The following is a 20,375-nucleotide window of genomic DNA, read 5'->3' as shown; positions in this document are numbered from 1 at the left end:
GTCAATGGGATATCGGGGTCGGGTCCGGTATCGGCTACGAGGGTGCGCCGAGTCGTGACGCTCGCCACCGTCGCGCACGTGCTGTTGCTCGCCCTGTCGGTCCTGACGACGACGGCGCTGACCGGCTACGCGTGGCGGAACCGGGCCGAACACGGTGCCCGCGCGTTCTCGGGGCTGGTGGCAGCGTTTACGCTGTATGCGGGCGCACACCTCGTCGGCCTGCTGACCGCCGACCTCGGCGCGCGACTGCTCTGGGAGTACGTCCAGTGGACCGGCACGGCCGCGATTCCGGTACTCTGGATGCTGTTCGCCCTCGAGTACACGGGCCACGACGAACTGATTGACCGACGGACCGTGGCCGCGCTCTCGGTGGTTCCGGTCGTCACCGCCGCGCTGGCGTGGACGAACCCGTGGCACCACCTCATGTGGACGGACAACACGCTCGTCGTCGTCAGCGGCCTCGCTATCTTCGACCAGTCGTTCGGCCCGTGGTTCTGGGTGTTCACGGTCTTTACCTACGTCCTTATCACCACGGGCGGCTTCCTGCTCCTCCGTCTGGTGTGGTTCTCGGACCACCTCTACGCCGACCAGGCCATCCTGCTCGTCGTCGGTGTCACCGTCCCGATTCTCGCCAGCGCGCTGTCGGTGCTCCCGGTGGTACAGATCGGACGGCCCCTCCTCGACCTCACGCCCTACTCCTTCGTCGTCTCCGGGTTCGCCTTCGGCCACGCGCTGTTTCGCCACCGACTGTTCGACTTGGTCCCGGCGACCAGACAACTCGGTCGGAGCGCGGTCATCCACCACCTCGAAGACGGCGTCGTCATCGTCGACACCACCCGGCGAGTGCTGTACCTCAACCCGACGGCGGCCGACTTGTTCGACTGTTCCTCGTCGGCGGCGCTCGGCCAACCGGTCCGCTCGCTCGTCGACGAGTCGGCCATCGACTTCGACACCGAGGACGCCCTCGCGGAACTGGGACTCGACGGCAACGTCTACGAGATACGCACGTCGCCGATTCACGACCGACACGGGCGACTGACCGGCCACACGCTCGTCATCCAAGACATCACGACCCGGAAAAACCGGGAGCGCCGCCTCGAAACCCAGCGCGAGGAACTCGAACGACTCGACAGCCTCAACGCGGCGATTCGGGGCGTCCACCGGGCGCTCGTCACCGCCACCAGTCGGTCGGAGATTCGCCGGGCGGTGTGCGAACGTCTCACCGAAGACGGCATCTACCGGACGGCGTGTGCGGCCGACCTATCGACGTTACAGGGGGAGGGAGCGGGATGGACTATCGCCGGGGCCGACGCCGACCCGTCGGCGCTTCCGGCGGACATCGCGAGCGCCGTCCCGGCCGAGTCTCGGGCAGCGGCGACTCCGGTCGTCGTCGACCCGGACGACCAGCGGGGGACGTGGACGGTGGTTCCGCTGGTGTACGGCCCGACGGTGTACGGCGTCCTCGCCCTCCGCTCGGCGGAATCGAGCGACGGCGATTCGACGGCAATCCCCGACCGGGAGCGCGAGGTGCTCGCGGAACTCGGCGAACTCATCGGCCACGCCAGCAACGCCGTCGAGACGCGCCGCCTCCTCAGCGCGGAATCGGTCGTCGAACTGGAGTTCGCCAGCCGCGACACCGACGGGACGCTCCTCGAACTGGCCGCGGAGACGGAGTGTTCCCTCGAACTGACCGGTATCGTCCCGAACGCCGTCGACGGCCACCTCGCGTACCTCCGGGTGGCGTCAGGGGAGGTCCCCGACGAGGACGCGCTGACGGCGACCCACTCCGACCGGATTCGGACGATTCGCGAAGACGAGGGGGGACTCGTCGAGTGGGCGGTCCCCGACGGGACGCTGGTCGGGACGCTCGTCGACAGCGGCGCGCAGGTCGTCTCCGTGACCGTCGAGGACAGGGTCACGACGGCCGTCGCCGAGGTGGCCCCCGACGCCGACGTTCGGAGTCTCGTCGAGGAGGTCAAAGCGGCGTTCCCCGAGACGCGCCTCGTCTCGAAGCGAACCCGCGACCGGCCCGTCGGTCGGCCCGACGGCATCTCCCGGGGAACCGTCGGCGAACTCACCGACCGCCAACAGGAGGTGCTGGAGACGGCCTACCGCGCCGGGTACTTCGACTGGCCCCGCGGGTCGACGGCCGAGGAAGTCGCGTCGACGCTGGACATCTCCGCGCCGACGCTCCACGGCCACCTCCGCAAGGCCGAAGCCAGACTGCTCACGGACCTCTTCGACGGCGACCGACGCGCAGACGACTGATCTCGAAATAGGGCGTTTACGGCTGTCTCTGTCGGTTTTGTGCCGCTCTATCGCCACTCCCTACATACGTAGTGCCAACGTAGTAGCCAGCAGTTCACCATGTGGGTATCGAGATATGACAGACGACGAGCCAACGATGAGCAGACGACGACTCTTGGCGACTGCGGCCGCGGTTTCTGCGGGCGGCCTCGCGGGCTGTACCATCTCGACCCCCTTCGGCGACTTCGGGGCGTCGACCGATGGCGACAGCGGTGGTAGCGATAGCAGCGGGGCCGCGACGCCCTCGCCGACGCCGGTGACGACGACCAGACAGCCCAGTACGCGGACGACGACGCCGACGCCCACGGCCTCGCCGACTGCGGTGCCGACCAGTACACCGACTGCGGTGCCGACGGCGACGCCGACCACGAACCAGACCGACCTCCAACCGCTGACGCCCGACCCGTGCGTGATGACGGGGTCGTGTGTCAGTACGCCCGAACCGGTGGAGACGGTGACGATTTCGGACGACCCCATCTTCATCCCGGACGACCCCATTCTCTCGCCCGACATCGTCCTCGACCCGACGCTCGTCAACACGACCGATTCGACGCTCGGCGAGCCATCGAGCGTCGAGGAGGGCGGTGACCTCTCCGTGACCGTGACCCCGGAGACGAACAAGGCCGAGAACACCGCGCTCGGCGGGACGAACACCGAGCGCAACGGCGACATGATCTGTACGACGCAGCGCCGACAGGTCACCTCGGGGAGCGGGACGAACTTCCTGCTGGACCCGCAAATCGGGACCATCTGGCCGGGCGCGATACTCGAAGCCGAGAGCATCGCCCGCGGGCAGTTCTCGCCCGCGCTCTCCTCGACGCGGCGCAACGGTGTTCCGGCCAGTCAGATACGGAACCCGCTCGAACTCTCCATCTCGCTTCGCAACATCGACGGGCAGAACACCCGACAACTCCAGACCCCTTCGCTGGGGTCGTTCCGGACCGCGCTCGACGACATCCTCGGGCAGTACGACCGGAACGCGAACACCCCCGCGAAGATGAACTTCAGCATCCACCAGATTCACTCCTCGAAGCAACTGGACGTGACGCTGGGGGCGCACTACGACAGCCTGAAACTGCAGGTCGACAACGAGTTCGACTTCTCGACGGAGTCCGAGACGAACAAGATATTCGCGCAGTTCTACCAGCAGTACTACAGCGTCGACGTCTCGCTGCCCAACCCCATCGCCAACGGCGTCGTCTCCGACCAAGCGACGTACCTCAAGCCGAACGACGTGGTCGTCAAGAACGTCTCCTACGGCCGCCTCCTGCTTTTCTCGGCCGAATCGAAGTACGAGCGAACCGACATCGAGAACGCCCTCAACGTCGCGCTGAACGCCGGGTCGGGGCGCGCGACGGCGTCGCTCGACATCAAACACAAGCAGGTCCTGCGCGACACGCAAATCAACGTCCAAGTGCTCGGCGGGGCCGCCCAACAGGGCGCACAGACGGTGAGCAAACCGGGCGAAGGCGCGTTCGAGGCCATCCGGAACTTCATCCAAGCGGGCGCGACCTACGACCCGAAGACCTCTCCGGGGGTCCCCATCGCCTACCAGACGAAGTACCTCAGTAATCTCGACACGGCGAACACCTATCTCACGACCTCCTACACCGAGCGCAACTGTCGGCCGACGACGCGGGGCTACCGGGTCCACAACATGTCGCTGGGCGTCATCGAGGAGAACGACCCCGGCAACGAGGAGGAACTGTACGGCGACGTGTACGTCGTCGCCTGGCCCGTCCCGAAGGGGAGCCAAGTCGTGGGCATCGACGACCGCATCGAACCGAAGGGCGGTCGCAGCGACGGCCGCGTCTGGCACCGCTCGAAGTCCTCGAACATCAACGTCACGCAGGGCAGTCGCAAGGACCTCGGCGTCGACGCCACCATCGAGTTCGACGACGCCCACGACCTCGACAACTCGCGGACCTATATCCAAGTGACCGCGGTTCCGCACGAACGCGACCCCACCTCCGGCGACGAGTTCGGCAACAAGAAGGCCGTCAAGTGGTTCCTCAACGAGGCCCCGAGCGACCCGGACCGCGCGGGCCGAGAGAAGGGGAAGTTCAGAGAGCGCTGGAACGACCGCAACAGCGAAATCGAACTCGCCTTTGACATCTCGCCCGTGCCGCTCTGAGTTACTCGCCTACCAGACTCGGTTCCGGCACGTCGGCGTCGGCCGCCTCGCGCCACGTGTGGGCCGGTTCCCACTCTAGCAGTCCCCGTGCCTTCGCCGTCGAGAGCGCCGACTGCTCGCCGTCCAGTTCGCACCGCTCGGGGACGTCGCCCCAGTGTTCCTCGACGAGGTCGGCGGTCGGTCGGCCGACGTAGTTGTCGGCGGCGGCCGCGTGAAACGCCTCGTGGCCCCCGAGGTCGGCGTCTAGCGCTGCTGCGACCAGCGAGGCTACGTCCCGCACGTCGACGTAGGACCAGCAGTTGCCCATCCCGCCGGCGAGGTCGCCCTCGGCCACGTCCCGACACGAATACTCGCCGGGGTACTGAATCCACGAGGGTCGTACCGAAGCCACGTCGACGCCGTCGCGCCGGACGACCATCTTCGCTATCTCCTCGCCGGCCACCTTCGAGGTGCCGTAAGGGTCCTCGGGGGCCATCGGGTGGTCCTCGTCTATCGGCAGATAGGCGGGCAGCGGCGTCTCCTCGGCGAACGCGAGGCCGTACGCGCTTTCCGAGGATGCCCAGACGATATCGGCACCGGCCCGGCCCGCCGCGTCGAGGACGTTGTACGCCCCAGAGACGTTCGTATCGAAGACGCGGGTCCCGGCGTGGCGCTCGGGGGCCGGAATCGCAGCCCAGTGGACGACGGCTGCGGGGTCGTACTCCGAGAGGAGGTCACGGACCTCCGCGCCGTCGGTCACGTCGACGGCTTTGAACTCGACGTGCTCTCGCTCGGTGACTTCCCAGCCCGGGTGGTCCAAATCGACGCAGACGACGTGGTACTCGCCCGCGAGGTGGTCGCAAATCCAGCGTCCGGAGCGGCCGCGCCCGCCGGTGACGACGACTGTCTCGGTCATGGCTTCCGTTGTCGGTGACGACACATAGGTACACGGGCGCCTGCAAACGCCGCTCCCCGACGCCCCATGACAGATGAACGCACGATGGCGGGGTTTTAGACCGTTCGTCGCATACCCCCGGACATGCAGTGGCAAACCGACTGGGGACTCCGAGGGCGGATGGCCCTGACGATGTTCCTGCTGTTCGGGCTCTACATCGTCTTCTTGGGCCTCCTCACGCTGTACTTCGGGGACCGACTGCTCCCCATCGTCCTCGTGATGGCGCTGTTCCTCGGCGCTCAGTTCTTCTTCAGTGACAAGCTCGCGCTGTACTCGATGGGGGCTCGCGAGGTCGACCCCGACGAGTACCCCGAACTCCACCGGATGGTCGACCGCCTCTCCCAGCAGGCCGACCTTCCCAAACCGAAGGTGGCCGTCGCGGACTCGCGCACCCCCAACGCCTTCGCGACCGGCCGCTCGAAGAAGAGCGCGGCCGTCTGCGTGACGACCGGGCTGATGCGCATGCTCGACGACGAGGAACTGGAGGGCGTCGTCGCCCACGAACTCGCCCACGTCAAGAACCGGGACGTGATGGTGATGACCATCGCGTCGTTCCTCTCGACCATCGCCTTCCTCATCGTCCGCTGGGGGTGGCTGTTTACCGGCGGCCGCGACCGCGGCGGCCAGCAACAGGCCCCGGTGTTCGTCGCCATCCTCGCCTCGCTGGTGGTGTGGATAGTGTCGTTCCTCCTGATTCGGGCGCTCTCCCGGTACCGCGAGTTCGCCGCCGACCGCGGCGGGGCGTCTATCACCGGCAAGCCCTCGGCGCTGGCGACGGCGCTGATGAAGATAGACAGCGGCATGGAGAAGGTGCCAAAAGACGACCTGCGCGGCCAGTCGGAGATGAACGCGTTCTTCATCGTCCCCATCCGCATCGGCTGGATCGGTCGCCTCTTTAGCACCCACCCCCCGACCGAGAAGCGCATCGACCGCCTCCGGGACATGGAACGCGAACTAGAGGGTCGCTAGAAATACGTACTGGCGCTTTCTATAGCGCTGTTACCGCTAGTTACAGCCGGAACGCTCGGCCTCTTCCAGTCCCACCTCGACGGACGTTCCACGTACCGGGGCTTTCTGGCCGTTCAGAGACTCCTCGTTCCCGATGCCATCCTCGACTCACAACGCTGCTAGCACGAAAACCGCCTTATCCCCCGCCGACCACGTACGGGTATGGGATTGCTGGACGGACTCAAGAGCGTCCTCGGCGTGAAGGCCGAGGCCGACGCCACTCGCGACGCCGACCCCGAGGACCTCTTCGGGATGTCGACGGCGTTCATCACGATGGAGGCCGACCTCGGCTATACGCCCACCGGCGACGCCGCCCTCTGTTTCGGTGACGTGGACAGCACGGACTTTCAGGACGCCAAAGACGAGGTCGAGACCATCCTCGAAGCCGGGGAGGCCGAGACGGGCACCGTCGCGGAGTTCACGGAGGACGCCCACGGCTACCAGTGGGTGGTCCTCCACGACGACGACTTCGAGGATCTCGTGACCTCCATCCACTTCGCCGCCGACACGCTCATCGAACGACGCTACGGGTCTCGGCTGCTGGCCGCCCTCTTTGGCTTCGAAGACGAGCGCACCGGCGACCCCGTCTACTGGGTGTACTCCTTCCGCCGGGGGGCGTACTACCCGTTCGCGCCGGACCCCGACCACGACCACGAGCGCAACACGACGGCGGAGTTCAAGTTAGAGAGCAACTTAGACGGCGAACTCACCGTCGAAGGGGACAAGGAGTTCTGGTACCCGCTCTGGCCCGACCGCGCCGGGGACCACCCGTGGGAGTAGCGCGTGGCTGACACCCCCGCCGTCTACGACCACTACCGACCGAGCGGGGCCGACTACCCCGACGGCGTCTACCGCGTCGTCGGCACCGACGACGACGGCGTAACGCTCCTGCGCGTGGCGGACGCCGGCGGCCGCCGGCGGCACACGGGCGAGGTGGTCACCGTCCCGACCGCCGACCTCTCGGGGTTCGAGGCGACCGAGAACCCGGACGGGAACCGCTCCCCGACGACCGTTGTCCGCTCGTCGCTCGACGGCCTCTACTGGTCGACGCGGGCCTTCGTCCAGACGCTCGCGGAACGCCCGCTCCTGTCGACGGCCGCCCTCGCACTCTTGCTCGCCGGCGAGTTCGGACGGGGCGCGCTCTCGCTGTCCGGGCTACAGGCCGGCGCACTCATCGTCGTCGGTGGTCTCGCGTTGGTCTACATCGGGAGCGGGCGTCTCTGACACCGTCGCCGCCGCGTCACTACCGGCCGGTTGCCCCCTTCCCTTCTAAACGTCCCGATACCGCTCTTCCCTGTCCTGCCGCCCTCCCACAGTTTCACTTTCACTCCGGTGTTAACGGGGGTTTATATGCCACCGGGCAAAACTCGTATCCATGTCCGCAAGCGAGGACCTCGAAGACCTGCCGGGCGTCGGTCCGGCCACAGCAGAGAAACTCAAAGAGAACGGTTTCGACTCCTATCAGGGGATCGCCGTCGCCTCTCCCGGGGAACTGTCGAACACGGCCGACATCGGTGAGTCCTCGGCCGCCGACATCATCAACGCCGCCCGTGACGCCGCCGACATCGGTGGGTTCGAGACCGGTGCGACGGTCCTCGAACGGCGCGAACAGATCGGGAAGCTCACGTGGGGCGTCGACGAGGTCGACGACCTCTTAGGCGGCGGCGTCGAGACCCAGTCCATCACCGAGGTGTACGGTGAGTTCGGGGCCGGCAAGTCGCAGGTGACCCACCAGCTAGCCGTCAACGTCCAACTGCCCGCCGAACACGGCGGGCTGGAGGGAAGCGCCATCTTCATCGACTCCGAGGACACGTTCCGCCCCGAGCGTATCGAGCAGATGGTCGAAGGGCAGGACGACGAGGTACTCGAGGACACGATGGAACTCCACGGCGTCGCCGAGGAGGGCGAGGCCGACGCCACCGACGAGGCGATGTTCGACGCTCTCGTCGAGTCGGTCCTCGACAAGATTCACGTCGCGAAGGCGTTCAACTCTAACCACCAGATTCTGCTCGCGGAGAAGGCCCAGGAGATAGCCAGCGAGACCCAAGAGGAAGAGTTCCCGGTCCGCCTGCTCGCCGTCGACTCGCTCACCGCGCACTTCCGCGCCGAGTACGTCGGCCGCGGCGAACTCGCAGAACGCCAGCAGAAACTCAACAAACACCTCCACGACTTGATGCGCGTCGGCGACCTGAACAACACCGCCGTCGTCGTCACGAATCAGGTCGCCTCGAACCCGGACTCCTTCTTCGGTGACCCGACCCAGCCCATCGGCGGCAACATCCTCGGCCACACCTCCACCTTCCGGATCTACCTCCGGAAGTCGAAGGGCGATAAGCGCATCGTCAAACTCGTCGACGCGCCGAACCTGCCCGACGGCGAGGGCGTCATGCGCGTCGAGGAAGGCGGCCTGATGAACGAGTAACGCGGCTCCGTCTTTCCCACGCTGTCTCTCCTATTTCTCACCGTCTAGTGGTTGCGCCGGGACGGCGACGTGTCGCTCGTCCGAACTATGTGGCGTGTCCCCGCGACCCCTTCGTTTCACCTCGAACCCGCTCACGTCCGGCGTCTGTCGGGCGTCAGACGCACCGGAGTGAAAGTGAACTGAGGAACGGAGAACCACCAGAGGGCGACACATCTCCTGTCGAAACCGAGGGGTTGTGAGAGAAAACCACACGACGACGGCGCGATTCCACACGTCATCGGGGGTTAGGCTATCATCTGCAGATTCTGGGACGTTCGCGCGTCGCCGTCTGTCGCCAGCGCCGGCAAAAGGTGGTCGTCGGTCGTCCCGTCGTCGATACCGCCGTCAGTCGCCGGCCGATTTCATGCCGGTGTCTTTCAGGTCCTCGCCGCCCACCGAGGAGCGCAGGGCGTCCATCCCGTCGTCGCGGTCGATGCCGAAGTTGTCGGCGTACAGGTCCTGTACCCGCTCGAACTCCGCGTCGCTGAGCGGCGGTGTGTCGGGGGCGGCGGCCCACTCGTCGATGTCGTCGGTGGTGCGGAACGTCGGCGTCACGGAGGCGACCTCGTCGTGGGCGAGAAGCCACTGGATGGCGGCCTGTCCCATCGTTCGCTCGCCGTCCCGTTCGAGGAAACGGATGGACTCGACCTTCTCCCACCCGGTCTCGTACCACTCGGTCGGTCGGTGCGCGCGGTGGTCGCCCTCGCCCAGTTCCGTCTCGGGGGTGACCTGCTCGTTCAGCAGGCCCGAGGAGTGCGGGACGCGCGCGACGATGGAGGTGTCTGCGTCCTGTTCGCGGATGGTGTCCACGAAGTGCCGACCCGGCGTCTGCTCGAAGAGGTTGAACACGGTCTGGAGGACGTCGAACTCCTCGGCGACGGCCGCGTCGCCCTCGGCCAGCCAGCCGATGGAGGGGCCCAGCGCCCACCCGATGGCGTCGACTTTCCCCTCCTCGCGGAGTTCGTCGAGCGTCTCCAGGACGTCTTCGTCCACCTCGTCGACGTTGGCGTTGTGGAGCATCAGCACCTCGACGTGGTCCATGTCGAGGCGGTCGAGCGAGCGGTCGAGGGCCGTGCGAATCCACTCCGGCGTGACCTTCTTCGGCAGTTCGCCGTGGCCCGCCTGCGGGTTGTTGTAGAAGTCGTAGCCGACCTTCGTAGAGACGGTCACTTCCTCGCGCACCTCAGAAAGCGCCTCGCCGACGAGTTCCTCGCTGTCGCCGTGGCCGTAGACGTCGCCCGTGTCCACGAACGTGACGCCCCGGTCGACGGCGTGTTGGACCATCTCGATGGCGTCCTCGCGCGTCCGGTCGCCCCACCAGTCCGTGCCGACGACCCAGGCACCGAAGCCGACTTCCGAGACTTCGACGCCCGAATTCCCGAGGGTATCGTACTTCATAGTGACGTGTTGGGGGGCTCCGCACTTATCCGTCGTGGTTCACCACCGACAGCGAAGTCGACGCTCGCGTACACTACGAGTCTATCGAGCGCGTCCGAATCCGGAGGTCCGGCGTGGCGATGGCCTCCAGTATCTCGACTTCGCCGTACTCTCTGTGGACCCACCACGCCAGCGCCGCCGTCCCGACGACGAGCAGTGGGAGGGCAACGAGACCGCCTTCGATACCGAACCGACCACCGGTCACGACGGCCGGGCCGGTCGATTCGGTACTCAAAAGCGCGGCGCCGGTGTCGAGGCCGCTGACTGGGAAGTCCCACAGCGAGAGGGTGTAGTTCCACGCGACGTGAAAGCCACAGGCGATTGCGAGACGGCCGGTGAGGACGTAGCACGCGCCCAGCAGGATTCCGTAGAGCGTGATGTTCACCGTGCTGAGAAGTGAGGCGCTGGGGTTGGCAAAGTGGAGGAGGCCAAACAGCGCGCCCGTCGCGGCGGTGGCGGCGACGACCGCACGCCACTTCCCGAGCGTGCCCGCCAGCCCTTCGGCGAGGTTCGTCAGGAGGTAGCCCCGCACGATGATCTCCTCTGTGGAGGCTTGCACGACGAAGAAGGGGACGAGCAGTGCGAGTCGAACCAGCGCGCCAGTGGTCCCGAACACGAAGCTATCGGTGGGGCTCGTCGACAGGACGCCCGTAACGGTGGTGAATCCGACGGCGACCTGTCCGGCCAGTGCGAGCGTCGGGAGGCCGAACCCGAGCGCGAGGCCGAACCCGGCGTCGCGCCACCACTGGCGGTCCGGGTCGAGACCGTAGTCGGCCAGCGTCCGGCGGTCCAGCAGGTAGCCGATGCCGAGACCACCGACCGAGAGCGCGAGAAAGCCCCACGTCTGCTCGGCGATGGCGTAGAGGGCCGGTGTGAGTCCGGTCGCGCGCTCCGGAGCGGGAACGACTCCGAAGAGGGCGCCGAGGACGATGCCGACAAAGCCCGCGAGAAACACCCAGACGATGAGCCGCCACGGCGTGCGCAACCGTCGCTCCGCGGGATTGATGAGGTACCCGCGTACTTCCATGATGAAGTCCGACCTGACCATGTCGGGGCGTCGGCCGGCGGCGGTTTATACTGTTGGCTCCCGACCGGACGACGGCGCGACCCTCACGCGACGGCCATCGAACGGTGGCCCACGGCGACACTGGCGGCCCGGTCGGCCGCTGCTGACGTCGGTGTCTCCCCGTCACCGACCGGTAAGGAAACCCCTATTGCCGGCCACGCCGTTCGACGCCGTATGACCAAGCGCCACGTGTCGTTACCACCGCTCGCCGAGGAGGGACTCAGAGCGTTCATCGACGAAGTCGACGAACGACTCTCGGGCGAGGAGGACACCTGCGACGTGGTCACTGACGTCCTTATCGACCTTCACGGGGACCGGGACGCCTACGAACGCTGGCAGTCCGGCGAGGACGTCTCACCTGCAGAACGGGTCCGTCTGCAGGGGTACGACCCGTGTAACACCACGCTGGAGAGCGAGTATTACGCCGAGAAAGACGAAGAGCGGTTCAAACGCTCGAAACACCTCCAGTGGCTCTGGCGCCAGTTCGACGCGACGCCGATGGCCGACAACGTCGAGTTCGCGCTTCGTTTTCGCCGGATGCTGGCCGACCACCTCTTCGAGTCCTGCGGAGAGAACTGCCGATTTTTCAAGGGCATCTCGTTTACCTACGGCCACAACATCGAGGTCGGCGACAACGTCGTCGTCCACGACGACGTCCACTTAGACGACCGCGGGAAACTCACCATCGGCGACCGGGTCTCCATCTCCGACGACACCCACATCTACAGCCACGACCACGACGTCGTCGACCAGACGCACGTCGACAACTTCCACACCGTCATCGAGGACGACGTGCGCCTGACCTACGACTCGATGGTCCGGGCCGGCGTCCGCGTCGGCGAGAACGCCATCCTCGCCGCCAAATCCATCGCTGGCAGCGACATCCCCGCACACCACATCGCCGCCGGCACCCCCGCGAAGTCCATCGCCATCAAGGACGGGTGGGAGTCGGTGGCCGACCCGCTCGAAGACGCGAACGACGACCGCCGCGACGAGCGACGACTCGACTACGACCTCCCCGACGACATCGACCCGTTCGACGAGTTCCAGCGCGACCTCACGCCGCCGGACCGCTGAGCTCCCGCCTTCTTCGGCGGACGGGCGTCGCTGACAGTATCACACCTGAAACTGTGGCCCGAACACCGAAGTAGCAGTTCGACAGAGAACGCCCATGGACACTTGGGTGTGGCTCACCGCGTACGTCGTCGGATTCGGACTGCTACAGGTCCTGCTCTACCGGTACTTCCGGCGGAGCGACCCCTCGCCCGAGACCACCGAGGGACGCGTTGACCGCCACGGCGGTCACGGGTCGCCGGGCACCGACGTACAGGGCGTCGTCCCCTGTGACCACTGCGGGACGGTCAACGAGGCCCACCGGATGGTCCGGTACTGCCGGTCCTGTACCGAGTCGCTCCGGTAGCCCTTTGTCCGCCCACAGCGACGTCCGGCTATGCGGAGCGTCGCCATCAACGTCGCGGCCAACACCAACGAACCCGGCTTTCGCGGCCCGTGCTATCCCGACGGCGGGTTCGAGTACGTCCCGATTCCGGAGTCGAAACCGACCGCCGACCCGGTGCCGACCTACGCCGACCTCGATTTGGCGACCGACGTCAGCGGCGTCGCCGACTGGCCGGTCCACTTCGACCCCGAGTTTCCCGAGGCCGGCGGCGAGCGCTACACCTACGGCGACGAACACGGCGTGAAGGCCGGGCCGCTCTCGGAGCTCTCGGCCGGCGACTACCTCTTTTTCTACGCCACGCTGTCGACCACCGACGAGGTACCTGACTGGGCGCCGCCGTCGTGGGGTGCCTTCGTCGTCGGGCACTTCCGACTCGCCCGGGACGCCGTCACCGGCGAGCAGTACCGCTCGATGGCCGACGACGACCGGGCCGTCTTCGCCTCGAACGCCCACGTGAAACGCGCCGAGTTCGACGCCCGCGTCCTCGTCCTCGGGGACCCCGACGAATCTCGGCTCTACGAGACGGTGGTGCCGCTGTCGGAATCGACCGGCGGGACGGACGCCAACTGGCTGGTGACCGAGCGCTCCTCCGACTCGGGGAAGGGGCCGTGGTGGCGCCGGCCGATGCGGTTCGACGAGTCGGGGACGGAGACGTTGCTGGACCTCGCCGACCGCGACCCGGGCGCTGTCGAGCGGTGAGTGCGGCGAGGGAGTTATCACCGGTGAAAACGGAGTACCAAGACATATGTCCAGACGCGCGCATGCTGGTGGTATGCGTATCTCTAGCGGTGTGCCCGGCTTCGACGAACTCGTACAGGGGGGGTTGCTCACCGACCGCCTGTACGTCGTCAGCGGGCCGCCGGGCAGCGGCAAGACGACCTTCTGCTCGCAGTTCATCACACAGGGGGCCAAAGAGGGCGAAAGCTGTCTCTACGTGACGATGCACGAGACGAAAACGGAACTGATGCAGGACATGTCCGGCTACGACTTCGGCTTCGACCGGGCCATGCAGTCCGACGCCGTTCAGTTTCTCAACCTCGTCACCGAGAGCGGTAAACGGACCATCACGCAGTTCGGCACCGACGGCGGCCTGACCAACCGACTGGTCGCCTACATCGAGCAGAACGACATCCAGCGGGTGGTCATCGACTCGACGATGCTCCTCCAGCACTTCATGAACGACGTCGACAGCGAGATTACCGGCTTCCTCTCGGCGCTGAAACAGACCGAGGCGACGACGCTGCTCATCTCCGAGATGACCGACCCGTCTTCCTACAGCGACGAACACTACCTCGCCCACGGGGTCGTCTTCTTCCACAACTTCCTCGAAGGCGGGAGCATGACTCGCGGCGTGCAGGTCATCAAGATGCGCGGGACGGCCATCGACTGTGACATCCGCGAGATATCGTTCAGCGACCGCGGGTTGCAGGTCCACGCCGACACGAAGGTCGAGACATGAGCCGTTACGAGCGCGAGTTCGACGCCGACTGGGACACGCTCGGCAAGGACGAGGCCACCGATAGGGCCTACGCCATCGGCGTCGCCGAACGTCTCGGTGAGTACAACCGAGAGGAACTGGAGGCCATCTACGCCGAGATGGGGTCGGCGTACCACCGGAGCATGGTCGAACTCGCGTACGACGAGGGCCGCAACGAGGCCAAGGCGGCCGCCGAGAGCGGCACCGACAGCGCCGACGCCGTCTGGGCCGAACTGGTCGAAGGCGAGACGACGTTCGTCGAACCCGACGACGTGCCGACGGGCGGCCGCGACGGCCTCCCGAAGGCGCTGGAACCGACGGAACTGCTCGACCGGCAGTCCGTCGACAGCACCGAGGCCGTCGACCGGCCGGACTTTCTGGAGCGGTAGCGCACGTCCCCAACAAGGTTATAAGCCAGACCGGACAAGCCGCCGCGTATGAGCAAAATCAAAGTCGAGTTACCGGATCAGGTCGACTCCGATATCCAGCGTCTCGTCGAACAGGGCGAGTTCCTCAACCGCGATCAGGCCGTCGAAGACCTCCTCTCCCGAGGCATCTCGGCGTACAACACGACGACCGAGGAGTCCGAGACGGAGATGGACGACGACATGTTCGGCCAGACGGCGGCCGAACAGCAGGACCCCGCCTTGCGGGACGACGACGAGTTCGGCTTCTGAACGCCGCTGTCGCTCGGCGGTGATCGCGCGAAAACGGTTGAGCTGGGGTTGACTGGGCGGTGTGCCTTCAGAACGAGACTTCTTCGGGGCCGTCTTCGCCCATGCAGACGGGGTCGCGGTCCGAGTAGCCTTTCCGGCCGATGGCCTTACTGGAGACGCCCGCGTACGCCGTCAGTCGCGCGTCTTCGGCCGTCTCGAACGTCTCCGGCGCCGAACGACTGAGCGCGTCGCGCAGCGTCTCGGTGCCGTTTGGCAACTCCAGTGTCATGTCGCCTTCGGCCTCGATGAGTTCTTCGGTGGTCATGGGGTAGTCGTACGCTTCGAACGCCTCTGCCGCGTTGGACATCATTCGCATACGACGGAAAAGTGCATGGTAGATAATAAACCTTCACTATTGATAATGTTAATACACCTTAGTGCGTTTAAGGTACACGCGAGAAACGCTCACACGACTCACGACTCGGTAGGAAGTGGCTTGTCGCTGGCGCCGGACCGGGCCGTATGGTCGTCGCGGATCTCCACGTCCACACGACACGTTCCGACGGGTCGCTCACTCTCTCGACGCTCCCCGACGCCGCCGACCGCGCCGGCGTCGACGTCGTCGCCGTCACCGACCACGACCGGGTCCATCCGTCCCTCGATGGCCCACTGACGACCCGGGACGCCCTCACCGTCGTCCACGGCATCGAACTCCGCGTCGAGGCCGACGACCAGCGACTGGACCTGCTGGGATACGGTCTCGATCCGACCGCGGAACTCCGCGAGGAGTGTGACCGCATCCAGCAGAACCGCCGCGAACGCGGTATGCGTATCGTCGAGTGCGTCGAGGACCGCCTCGACGTCTCGCTCCCGGTCGAACCCCGTGCGGGGCTGGGTCGCCCGCACATCGCACGGGCCATCGCCGACGTCTCCGAGTACGGCTATCAGGAGGCCTTCGAGGAACTCATCGGCGACGACTGTCCGTGTTACGTCGCCCGCGAGGTCCCCTCGTTCGAACGCGGACGGCGGCTGCTCGCGGCGGCCTGTGGGCTCGTGGGCCTCGCCCACCCGTTCCGGTATCCGGACACCGAGGGCGCGTTAGCCCGCTGTGCTCGCCTCGACGCCGTCGAGCGGTGGTACCCCTACGACCGGGCCGTCGACACCGAACTCGTCGAGAACGCCATCGCACGGTACGACCTCGTCCCGACCGGGGGGAGCGACGCCCACGACGAGACGCTGGGGCGGGCCGGCCTCGACGCGGCGGCGTGGGAGCGCGTCCGGGCCGAAATCGTCTGACGGCTGGCAGACGGAAACCGAGGGTTCAATGCGGTACAGTCCCAAGTCTGTCGTATGCAGTGTCACTACTGCGACCGCGACGCGGACATCGCTGTCGAGAGCGACGGCGTCAAAGTCGGGGTCTGCAAGACGCACTTCCGCGAGCAGATGGCCGAACTCGAGAACGCCGACTGGCTCGACGAACTCGACGAGGAACTCGACATCGACCGTCGGGAGTAAGCAGTCGCCCTCGCAGTACGGATCCGGCGGCGTCGACCCCTTGAGGGGACGGTCAGCCCGGACCAACGTTTTATCCCTCCCCGCACAGACCCGACCATGGAACGGGTCAGTCTCGACGCCCTCGACGACCGGATGGGGCCCGCGACGGTCAAGCGCGCCCTCTCGACGGCGCTCTCGACCACGGAACTCGCGCTGAACTACTACGAGCTAGCGCCCGGTGAGACGTTCGGACTCGGGTATCACCGCCACCCCGAGCAGGAGGAGGTGTTCTACGTCCAGTCGGGAACCGCCACCTTCGAGACAGAAGACGGTGACGTCACCGTCGACGCCGGCGAGGCGATCCGCTTTGCGCCCGGCGAGTGGCAACTCGGACGCAACGACGGTGAGGACCGCGTCGTCGCGCTGGCGATGGGTGCGCCCAAAGACGCGAGCGAGACGGAGATGGTCCGCCACTGCGAGGACTGCGGTGAGCGGACCACACAGCGCGTCGCACTGAGCGACGACCGCGACGCGCTCCTGACGTTCTGTACAGTGTGTGACGCCCAGACCGGCCGGTTCACCTAGACTTACGTATCGGGCCGCCGACGCTGTGGCCGATGCTCTCCATCGGCCAGAAACTCGTCGCCCTGATTACCCTCGTGTTGCTCGTCACCGTCGTCGCCGTGTTCTCACCGGTGTTCGCGCTCGTCACGCTGTTCGTCGCCGTCCCGCTGGCTATCGCGATTCTCCGGCGGTAGCGTCGGTACGGCGACACCGCCGTGATGGGCCGCTCGGCCGAACGAGCGGCCCGTAGCGGAACGTCACCGTTTTGTCCGGCCACGGGGACGTACGGCCACCGTGGTCGAACCGTACACCCGCCGCGCGTGGATCCGACAGGGCATCCGGGTCGGAGCGCTGCTGTCGGCGCTGGGCGCCGTCGTCTGGCTCAGCGGCCTCCCGTTCCTCTTTCCCAGTCTCGGCCCGACGGCGTATCTCTTCGCGACGCGGCCGGCCGCCCCGGAGTCGTCGGCTCGTCGCGTGCTGGGCGGCCATACCGTCGGCGTCCTCGCCGGTCTCCTCGCGTACCACGTCGTCGCCGGCGGCGTCGTCATCACCGCGTCGATGGGAGCCGCGACGCTCGGCACGCTCCGTCTGGCGGCAAGCGGCGTCGTCGCCGTCGCGCTGACCACGGCGGGGATGCTCCTCACCGACACCGGCCACGCGCCGGCCTGTGCGACGACGCTCATCGTCGGTCTCGGCATCCTCTCCTCGCCGCTACAGGCCGGTATCATCGTCGTCGCCGTCGCCGTACTGGTCACAGAACAGGCACTGCTGACCCGACTGGGCTAGTCGTCGCTGGCGACGCGGGCCGCGTCGCCCTCCGCCGTCCGCCGGGTTCGGACGTAGTCCGTGAAGTTGTCGAACACCTGCTTGGCCTCACAGGCCGCCCGGTAGTTCTCCTCGGTGATACCGTCTAACACCCGCTGGATGCGCTCGTCGGGGAGGTCTTTCCCCTTCGTCACTGTCTCCGCCGTCACCGGGTCGTACTCTGGGTGGAACTGCACCGCGAACACGTCGCCCTTCCGGAAGCCGTGGACCCCGTAGTCGTTCTCGGCGAACAGTTGAGCGCCCGGCGGAATCTCGGCGACGTGGTCCGAGTGGGTCGTGAACACGGTGAACTCGTCGTCGACGCCCGAGAGCAGCGGGTTCTCCCCGTCGTGTTCGACGGTCCGGTAGCCGATCTCGTACTCCGGCATCGCCTCGACGCGGCCGCCCAGCGCGTGGGCGAGCAACTGGTGGCCGAAACAGACGCCCAGGAACGGCAGCCCTCGGTCGACGGCCTCGCCGACCCACGCTTCGAGGTCGGCAATCCACGGCTCGTCCCAGTAGACGGAGGCCCGCGAGCCAGTGAGCAGACAGCCGTCGAACGCGAAGGTGTCGGGTAGTTCGCGTTCGGTCACGTCGTACTCCACGAGGTCGGCGTCGAGTTCCCGCCGGAAGTTCCGGCGGTTGTCCTCGCCGTCGTGGGCCGCGTTCAGCAGGGCGATGCGCAGACTCATCGACTCTAGAAAACGGGTGGACAACCAAAAATGCCTGCATCCACGGCAGGAACTGCCGTTCACTCGGACGTCAGCCACAGGCCGGCCGCCACCAGCGCGCCGTATCCGACGGCAATCGCCAGCAGGACCGGTCGCCACGTGGTCAGGACCCACGGGAGCGCGAGGCCGTACGCCACGCCGAGCAGTCCGCCCGTCACCGTCCTGACGGCGTTCGTCCCGCGTCGCTCGGTGACCGTCGTCACTGCCCAGTCGACGAGCGCGGGGAGCGGTCCGAACGCGACGACCGGGAGCCACGCTCCGCGGCCGACGCCGAGCAGAAAGACGCCGACCCCGAGCGCGATACCGGGATAGATGCCCGAACAGCGGGCACAGAGGTGGAGCGTCCGCCCACCGACGGCGAGTCGGTGACAGCGATGCCGCTCCGCGGGGATGTGATGCGAGAGGAGGTACGGGAGCGTCGCGGCCAATCCGCGACGGAGTTCGCGACGGCGGTCCACGCTCGCCGCCTCACTCACCGCCGTACTGGCGCTGAAACTCGTCGTCGGTCTTCGTGAGGTAGATGATACCCTCGATGACGCCGACGAGCGCCGGGATGAAGGTCCACGAGAAACAGAGGTAGAGGACCCCCAACCCGACGTTCCCGAGGTAGAAGTGGTGGATGCCGAGGCCACCCAGCAGAATGGCGAAGATGCCCGCCGTGACGCGGTCCACGTCGCGGCCGTCGCCCGACTCACCCGCGTCGACGTCGCTCTGTCGGGCGCCACAGTCCGGGCAGTACGCCGCGCTCGCGGCGATTTCGGTCCCGCAGGCGTGGCAGTACTTCGAGCCGTCGCCCGGCGAGGACGCCCCGGTCGCGCCGCCCGTCGATTCGTCGAGTCGCTCCCCGGTCTCGGGGTCGTACTCTGCCATCGAGTCGGTGTCCGGCGTCTCGTCGGCCGTCTCGCGCTCCTCGGGGTCTGGGTCGGTCGCTCCCTCGTCCGGCGTCTCGTCCGCCGGGTCCTCGTCGTCGGAGGAGGCGTCGTCGGCAGGGGACATATCTACCGCAATCGACGGCGCACGGGTTAAACCTCGTGGTCGGTGTGCTCGTCGAGGAACGCCGTCAGGCGGTCGGTCAGCACCGTCGCGTGTTCGACGTAACAGCAGTGCCGTCCCTCGACGGCCTCGCCGGTCCCACGGGGCAGGTCGTCCGCGAGTGACGCGGCTGCCTCGACGGGCACGACGGGGTCCTCGACGCCGTAGTACACCTCCGTCGGCTGGGTCACCTCGTACAGCGGCGGGGCCTCGAACCCGGTCGCCGCCGCGGCCTGTGCCGCGAACGCCTCGCCCGTCGCGTCGTCGGCCCGCCGCCACTCGGTGACGCGCTCGACGAGGGCCGGGTCGGCCTCGCGCAACGCCGGGGAGAACGCGCCGTCGAGGGACGCCGTGTCGCCGGCGTCCAGCGAGAGCGACCGGAGCGCGTCGGCGTCGACGGCGTCGCCCGACGCCGCCGTACAGTACAGCGTCAGCGTCCGCGCCCGGTTGTACTCGTGGGCATAGCGGAGCGCTATCATGCCGCCGAGGCCGGCGCCGACGAGGTGGGCACTGCCGACGCCGTGGTCGGCGAGGACGGCTTCGAGGTCGGCCGCCAGCGTCGGCACGTCGTACGGGCCGGCGGGGGCGTCGGAGTCGCCCGTGCCGCGCAGGTCCCAGACGACCGTCTCGTAGGGGCCGGCCAGTGCGTCGTAGTGCCACCCCCAGAGCCACGCGCCGTACCCCACGTCGCCGACGAAGACGACGGTCGGTCCGTCGCCGTCGGTCTCGTAGTGCAGCGACACGCCGCGGTTCGTTGCAGTCGGCATCACCCGGCGGTTCGTCCGGCCCGCCGGTGGCTCTTTCGATCGCT

At 67.1% G+C, this 20,375-nt stretch carries 25 protein-coding genes; 17 read left to right on the top strand and 8 right to left on the bottom strand.

Annotated elements, in window-relative coordinates; all coding sequences use genetic code 11:
* Nucleotides 1–54 precede the first annotated feature (54 nt).
* Both IEY28_RS16140 and IEY28_RS16135 read left to right on the top strand, forming a co-directional pair.
* The gene (locus tag IEY28_RS16140) at nucleotides 55–2,268 is read left to right on the top strand and encodes a histidine kinase N-terminal 7TM domain-containing protein (protein ID WP_189000121.1); all 2,214 of its coding nucleotides are present in this window, start codon (nucleotides 55–57) and stop codon (nucleotides 2,266–2,268) included.
* Between the two features lie 136 nt (nucleotides 2,269–2,404).
* Nucleotides 2,405–4,441, top strand: a complete 2,037-nt coding sequence (locus tag IEY28_RS16135; protein WP_189000118.1) for a thiol-activated cytolysin family protein — start codon at nucleotides 2,405–2,407, stop codon at nucleotides 4,439–4,441.
* A gap of 1 nt (nucleotide 4,442) precedes the next feature.
* Here the strand turns inward: IEY28_RS16135 and IEY28_RS16130 are convergent, their stop codons facing one another.
* Nucleotides 4,443–5,336 carry an NAD-dependent epimerase/dehydratase family protein gene (locus IEY28_RS16130; protein WP_189000115.1) on the bottom strand — a complete coding sequence of 298 codons (894 nt, stop codon included), beginning with the start codon at nucleotides 5,334–5,336 and terminating at the stop codon, nucleotides 4,443–4,445.
* Nucleotides 5,337–5,459: 123 nt separating this feature from the next.
* On the opposite strand from IEY28_RS16130, the gene htpX reads away from it, so the two are divergent.
* The 4 genes from htpX (at nucleotide 5,460) to radA (ending at nucleotide 8,805) form a co-directional block, all read left to right on the top strand.
* Nucleotides 5,460–6,344 carry a zinc metalloprotease HtpX gene (gene htpX, locus IEY28_RS16125; protein ID WP_189000112.1) on the top strand — a complete coding sequence of 295 codons (885 nt, stop codon included), beginning with the start codon at nucleotides 5,460–5,462 and terminating at the stop codon, nucleotides 6,342–6,344.
* Between the two features lie 201 nt (nucleotides 6,345–6,545).
* Nucleotides 6,546–7,163 carry a PspA-associated protein PspAB gene (pspAB, locus tag IEY28_RS16120; protein ID WP_189000108.1) on the top strand — a complete coding sequence of 206 codons (618 nt, stop codon included), beginning with the start codon at nucleotides 6,546–6,548 and terminating at the stop codon, nucleotides 7,161–7,163.
* A gap of 3 nt (nucleotides 7,164–7,166) precedes the next feature.
* The gene (locus IEY28_RS16115; protein WP_189000106.1) at nucleotides 7,167–7,607 is read left to right on the top strand and encodes a hypothetical protein; all 441 of its coding nucleotides are present in this window, start codon (nucleotides 7,167–7,169) and stop codon (nucleotides 7,605–7,607) included.
* 151 nt (nucleotides 7,608–7,758) lie between these two features.
* Nucleotides 7,759–8,805, top strand: a complete 1,047-nt coding sequence (gene radA / locus IEY28_RS16110; protein ID WP_189000103.1) for a DNA repair and recombination protein RadA — start codon at nucleotides 7,759–7,761, stop codon at nucleotides 8,803–8,805.
* A 384-nt stretch (nucleotides 8,806–9,189) separates the two neighbouring features.
* On the opposite strand, the gene IEY28_RS16105 is transcribed toward radA, so the two are convergent.
* The gene (locus IEY28_RS16105) at nucleotides 9,190–10,242 is read right to left on the bottom strand and encodes an aldo/keto reductase (RefSeq protein WP_189000100.1); all 1,053 of its coding nucleotides are present in this window, start codon (nucleotides 10,240–10,242) and stop codon (nucleotides 9,190–9,192) included.
* A 73-nt stretch (nucleotides 10,243–10,315) separates the two neighbouring features.
* Nucleotides 10,316–11,329 (bottom strand): CPBP family intramembrane glutamic endopeptidase, encoded by a 1,014-nt coding sequence (locus IEY28_RS16100; RefSeq protein WP_189000097.1) that lies wholly within the window; start codon nucleotides 11,327–11,329, stop codon nucleotides 10,316–10,318.
* Nucleotides 11,330–11,521: 192 nt separating this feature from the next.
* Between IEY28_RS16100 and IEY28_RS16095 the strand changes: the two genes are divergently transcribed.
* From IEY28_RS16095 to IEY28_RS16070, 6 genes are all read left to right on the top strand, one after another.
* Nucleotides 11,522–12,424, top strand: coding sequence for an acyltransferase (locus IEY28_RS16095; protein ID WP_189000094.1), 903 nt, complete (start codon nucleotides 11,522–11,524; stop codon nucleotides 12,422–12,424).
* Between the two features lie 94 nt (nucleotides 12,425–12,518).
* Nucleotides 12,519–12,767, top strand: a complete 249-nt coding sequence (locus IEY28_RS16090; protein ID WP_189000091.1) for a DUF7577 domain-containing protein — start codon at nucleotides 12,519–12,521, stop codon at nucleotides 12,765–12,767.
* 30 nt (nucleotides 12,768–12,797) lie between these two features.
* Nucleotides 12,798–13,505: an Nmad3 family putative nucleotide modification protein gene (locus tag IEY28_RS16085; protein WP_189000088.1), complete on the top strand. Its 708-nt coding sequence runs from the start codon at nucleotides 12,798–12,800 to the stop codon at nucleotides 13,503–13,505.
* Between the two features lie 73 nt (nucleotides 13,506–13,578).
* A complete protein-coding gene (locus IEY28_RS16080; RefSeq protein WP_166967702.1) occupies nucleotides 13,579–14,265 on the top strand; it encodes an RAD55 family ATPase in 687 nt (228 codons plus the stop codon).
* Entirely contained in the window at nucleotides 14,262–14,672 is a 411-nt protein-coding gene (locus IEY28_RS16075) for a DUF8057 family protein (protein WP_166967704.1), read from the top strand. The genes IEY28_RS16080 and IEY28_RS16075 overlap by 4 nt, the downstream gene beginning before the upstream one ends.
* Nucleotides 14,673–14,720: 48 nt before the next feature.
* Nucleotides 14,721–14,960 carry a DUF7120 family protein gene (locus IEY28_RS16070; RefSeq protein ID WP_189000084.1) on the top strand — a complete coding sequence of 80 codons (240 nt, stop codon included), beginning with the start codon at nucleotides 14,721–14,723 and terminating at the stop codon, nucleotides 14,958–14,960.
* 67 nt (nucleotides 14,961–15,027) lie between these two features.
* Here the strand turns inward: IEY28_RS16070 and IEY28_RS16065 are convergent, their stop codons facing one another.
* Nucleotides 15,028–15,315, bottom strand: coding sequence for a DUF5789 family protein (locus IEY28_RS16065; RefSeq protein WP_189000081.1), 288 nt, complete (start codon nucleotides 15,313–15,315; stop codon nucleotides 15,028–15,030).
* 146 nt (nucleotides 15,316–15,461) lie between these two features.
* Here IEY28_RS16065 and IEY28_RS16060 point away from each other — a divergent pair, with 146 nt between their 5' ends.
* The 5 genes from IEY28_RS16060 (at nucleotide 15,462) to IEY28_RS16040 (ending at nucleotide 17,783) form a co-directional block, all read left to right on the top strand.
* The gene (locus IEY28_RS16060; RefSeq protein ID WP_189000078.1) at nucleotides 15,462–16,235 is read left to right on the top strand and encodes a PHP domain-containing protein; all 774 of its coding nucleotides are present in this window, start codon (nucleotides 15,462–15,464) and stop codon (nucleotides 16,233–16,235) included.
* Nucleotides 16,236–16,289: 54 nt separating this feature from the next.
* Entirely contained in the window at nucleotides 16,290–16,454 is a 165-nt protein-coding gene (locus IEY28_RS16055; protein WP_166967712.1) for a DUF6757 family protein, read from the top strand.
* Between the two features lie 96 nt (nucleotides 16,455–16,550).
* Nucleotides 16,551–17,018 carry a cupin domain-containing protein gene (locus tag IEY28_RS16050; protein WP_189000076.1) on the top strand — a complete coding sequence of 156 codons (468 nt, stop codon included), beginning with the start codon at nucleotides 16,551–16,553 and terminating at the stop codon, nucleotides 17,016–17,018.
* A 32-nt stretch (nucleotides 17,019–17,050) separates the two neighbouring features.
* Nucleotides 17,051–17,191, top strand: coding sequence for a hypothetical protein (locus IEY28_RS16045; RefSeq protein ID WP_166967716.1), 141 nt, complete (start codon nucleotides 17,051–17,053; stop codon nucleotides 17,189–17,191).
* Nucleotides 17,192–17,291: 100 nt separating this feature from the next.
* Nucleotides 17,292–17,783, top strand: a complete 492-nt coding sequence (locus IEY28_RS16040) for an HPP family protein (RefSeq protein WP_229783170.1) — start codon at nucleotides 17,292–17,294, stop codon at nucleotides 17,781–17,783.
* Here IEY28_RS16040 and IEY28_RS16035 read toward each other — a convergent pair.
* Genes IEY28_RS16035 through IEY28_RS16020 form a run of 4 tightly spaced genes read right to left on the bottom strand, consistent with a single transcriptional unit; the run spans nucleotide 17,780 to nucleotide 20,331 of the window.
* Nucleotides 17,780–18,493: a type 1 glutamine amidotransferase gene (locus tag IEY28_RS16035; protein ID WP_189000073.1), complete on the bottom strand. Its 714-nt coding sequence runs from the start codon at nucleotides 18,491–18,493 to the stop codon at nucleotides 17,780–17,782. The genes IEY28_RS16040 and IEY28_RS16035 overlap by 4 nt on opposite strands.
* 59 nt (nucleotides 18,494–18,552) lie before the next feature.
* Nucleotides 18,553–19,008 carry a DUF2085 domain-containing protein gene (locus tag IEY28_RS16030; RefSeq protein ID WP_189000070.1) on the bottom strand — a complete coding sequence of 152 codons (456 nt, stop codon included), beginning with the start codon at nucleotides 19,006–19,008 and terminating at the stop codon, nucleotides 18,553–18,555.
* Entirely contained in the window at nucleotides 19,001–19,528 is a 528-nt protein-coding gene (locus IEY28_RS16025) for an NINE protein (RefSeq protein WP_220639412.1), read from the bottom strand. Before IEY28_RS16025 ends, IEY28_RS16030 begins: the two co-directional genes overlap by 8 nt.
* Nucleotides 19,529–19,554: 26 nt before the next feature.
* The gene (locus IEY28_RS16020; RefSeq protein ID WP_189000067.1) at nucleotides 19,555–20,331 is read right to left on the bottom strand and encodes an alpha/beta fold hydrolase; all 777 of its coding nucleotides are present in this window, start codon (nucleotides 20,329–20,331) and stop codon (nucleotides 19,555–19,557) included.
* Nucleotides 20,332–20,375 lie beyond the last annotated feature (44 nt).

It is taken from the genome of Haloarcula pellucida, assembly GCF_014647235.1.
Lineage (GTDB): Archaea > Halobacteriota > Halobacteria > Halobacteriales > Haloarculaceae > Haloarcula > Haloarcula pellucida.
This window is presented reverse-complemented; position numbering and strand designations above follow the sequence as displayed.

Bases quoted from the DNA above. Each gene is read 5' to 3' on its own strand.
- IEY28_RS16135 (WP_189000118.1), top strand. From the start codon at position 2,405: ATGAGCAGACGACGACTCTTGGCGACTGCGGCCGCGGTTTCTGCGGGC.
- IEY28_RS16130 (WP_189000115.1), bottom strand. From the start codon at position 5,336: ATGACCGAGACAGTCGTCGTCACCGGCGGGCGCGGCCGCTCCGGACGC.
- htpX (WP_189000112.1), top strand. From the start codon at position 5,460: ATGCAGTGGCAAACCGACTGGGGACTCCGAGGGCGGATGGCCCTGACG.
- pspAB (WP_189000108.1), top strand. From the start codon at position 6,546: ATGGGATTGCTGGACGGACTCAAGAGCGTCCTCGGCGTGAAGGCCGAG.
- radA (WP_189000103.1), top strand. From the start codon at position 7,759: ATGTCCGCAAGCGAGGACCTCGAAGACCTGCCGGGCGTCGGTCCGGCC.
- IEY28_RS16105 (WP_189000100.1), bottom strand. From the start codon at position 10,242: ATGAAGTACGATACCCTCGGGAATTCGGGCGTCGAAGTCTCGGAAGTC.
- IEY28_RS16100 (WP_189000097.1), bottom strand. From the start codon at position 11,329: ATGGTCAGGTCGGACTTCATCATGGAAGTACGCGGGTACCTCATCAAT.
- IEY28_RS16095 (WP_189000094.1), top strand. From the start codon at position 11,522: ATGACCAAGCGCCACGTGTCGTTACCACCGCTCGCCGAGGAGGGACTC.
- IEY28_RS16090 (WP_189000091.1), top strand. From the start codon at position 12,519: ATGGACACTTGGGTGTGGCTCACCGCGTACGTCGTCGGATTCGGACTG.
- IEY28_RS16085 (WP_189000088.1), top strand. From the start codon at position 12,798: ATGCGGAGCGTCGCCATCAACGTCGCGGCCAACACCAACGAACCCGGC.
- IEY28_RS16080 (WP_166967702.1), top strand. From the start codon at position 13,579: ATGCGTATCTCTAGCGGTGTGCCCGGCTTCGACGAACTCGTACAGGGG.
- IEY28_RS16075 (WP_166967704.1), top strand. From the start codon at position 14,262: ATGAGCCGTTACGAGCGCGAGTTCGACGCCGACTGGGACACGCTCGGC.
- IEY28_RS16070 (WP_189000084.1), top strand. From the start codon at position 14,721: ATGAGCAAAATCAAAGTCGAGTTACCGGATCAGGTCGACTCCGATATC.
- IEY28_RS16065 (WP_189000081.1), bottom strand. From the start codon at position 15,315: ATGCGAATGATGTCCAACGCGGCAGAGGCGTTCGAAGCGTACGACTAC.
- IEY28_RS16060 (WP_189000078.1), top strand. From the start codon at position 15,462: ATGGTCGTCGCGGATCTCCACGTCCACACGACACGTTCCGACGGGTCG.
- IEY28_RS16055 (WP_166967712.1), top strand. From the start codon at position 16,290: ATGCAGTGTCACTACTGCGACCGCGACGCGGACATCGCTGTCGAGAGC.
- IEY28_RS16050 (WP_189000076.1), top strand. From the start codon at position 16,551: ATGGAACGGGTCAGTCTCGACGCCCTCGACGACCGGATGGGGCCCGCG.
- IEY28_RS16045 (WP_166967716.1), top strand. From the start codon at position 17,051: ATGCTCTCCATCGGCCAGAAACTCGTCGCCCTGATTACCCTCGTGTTG.
- IEY28_RS16035 (WP_189000073.1), bottom strand. From the start codon at position 18,493: ATGAGTCTGCGCATCGCCCTGCTGAACGCGGCCCACGACGGCGAGGAC.
- IEY28_RS16025 (WP_220639412.1), bottom strand. From the start codon at position 19,528: ATGTCCCCTGCCGACGACGCCTCCTCCGACGACGAGGACCCGGCGGAC.
- IEY28_RS16020 (WP_189000067.1), bottom strand. From the start codon at position 20,331: ATGCCGACTGCAACGAACCGCGGCGTGTCGCTGCACTACGAGACCGAC.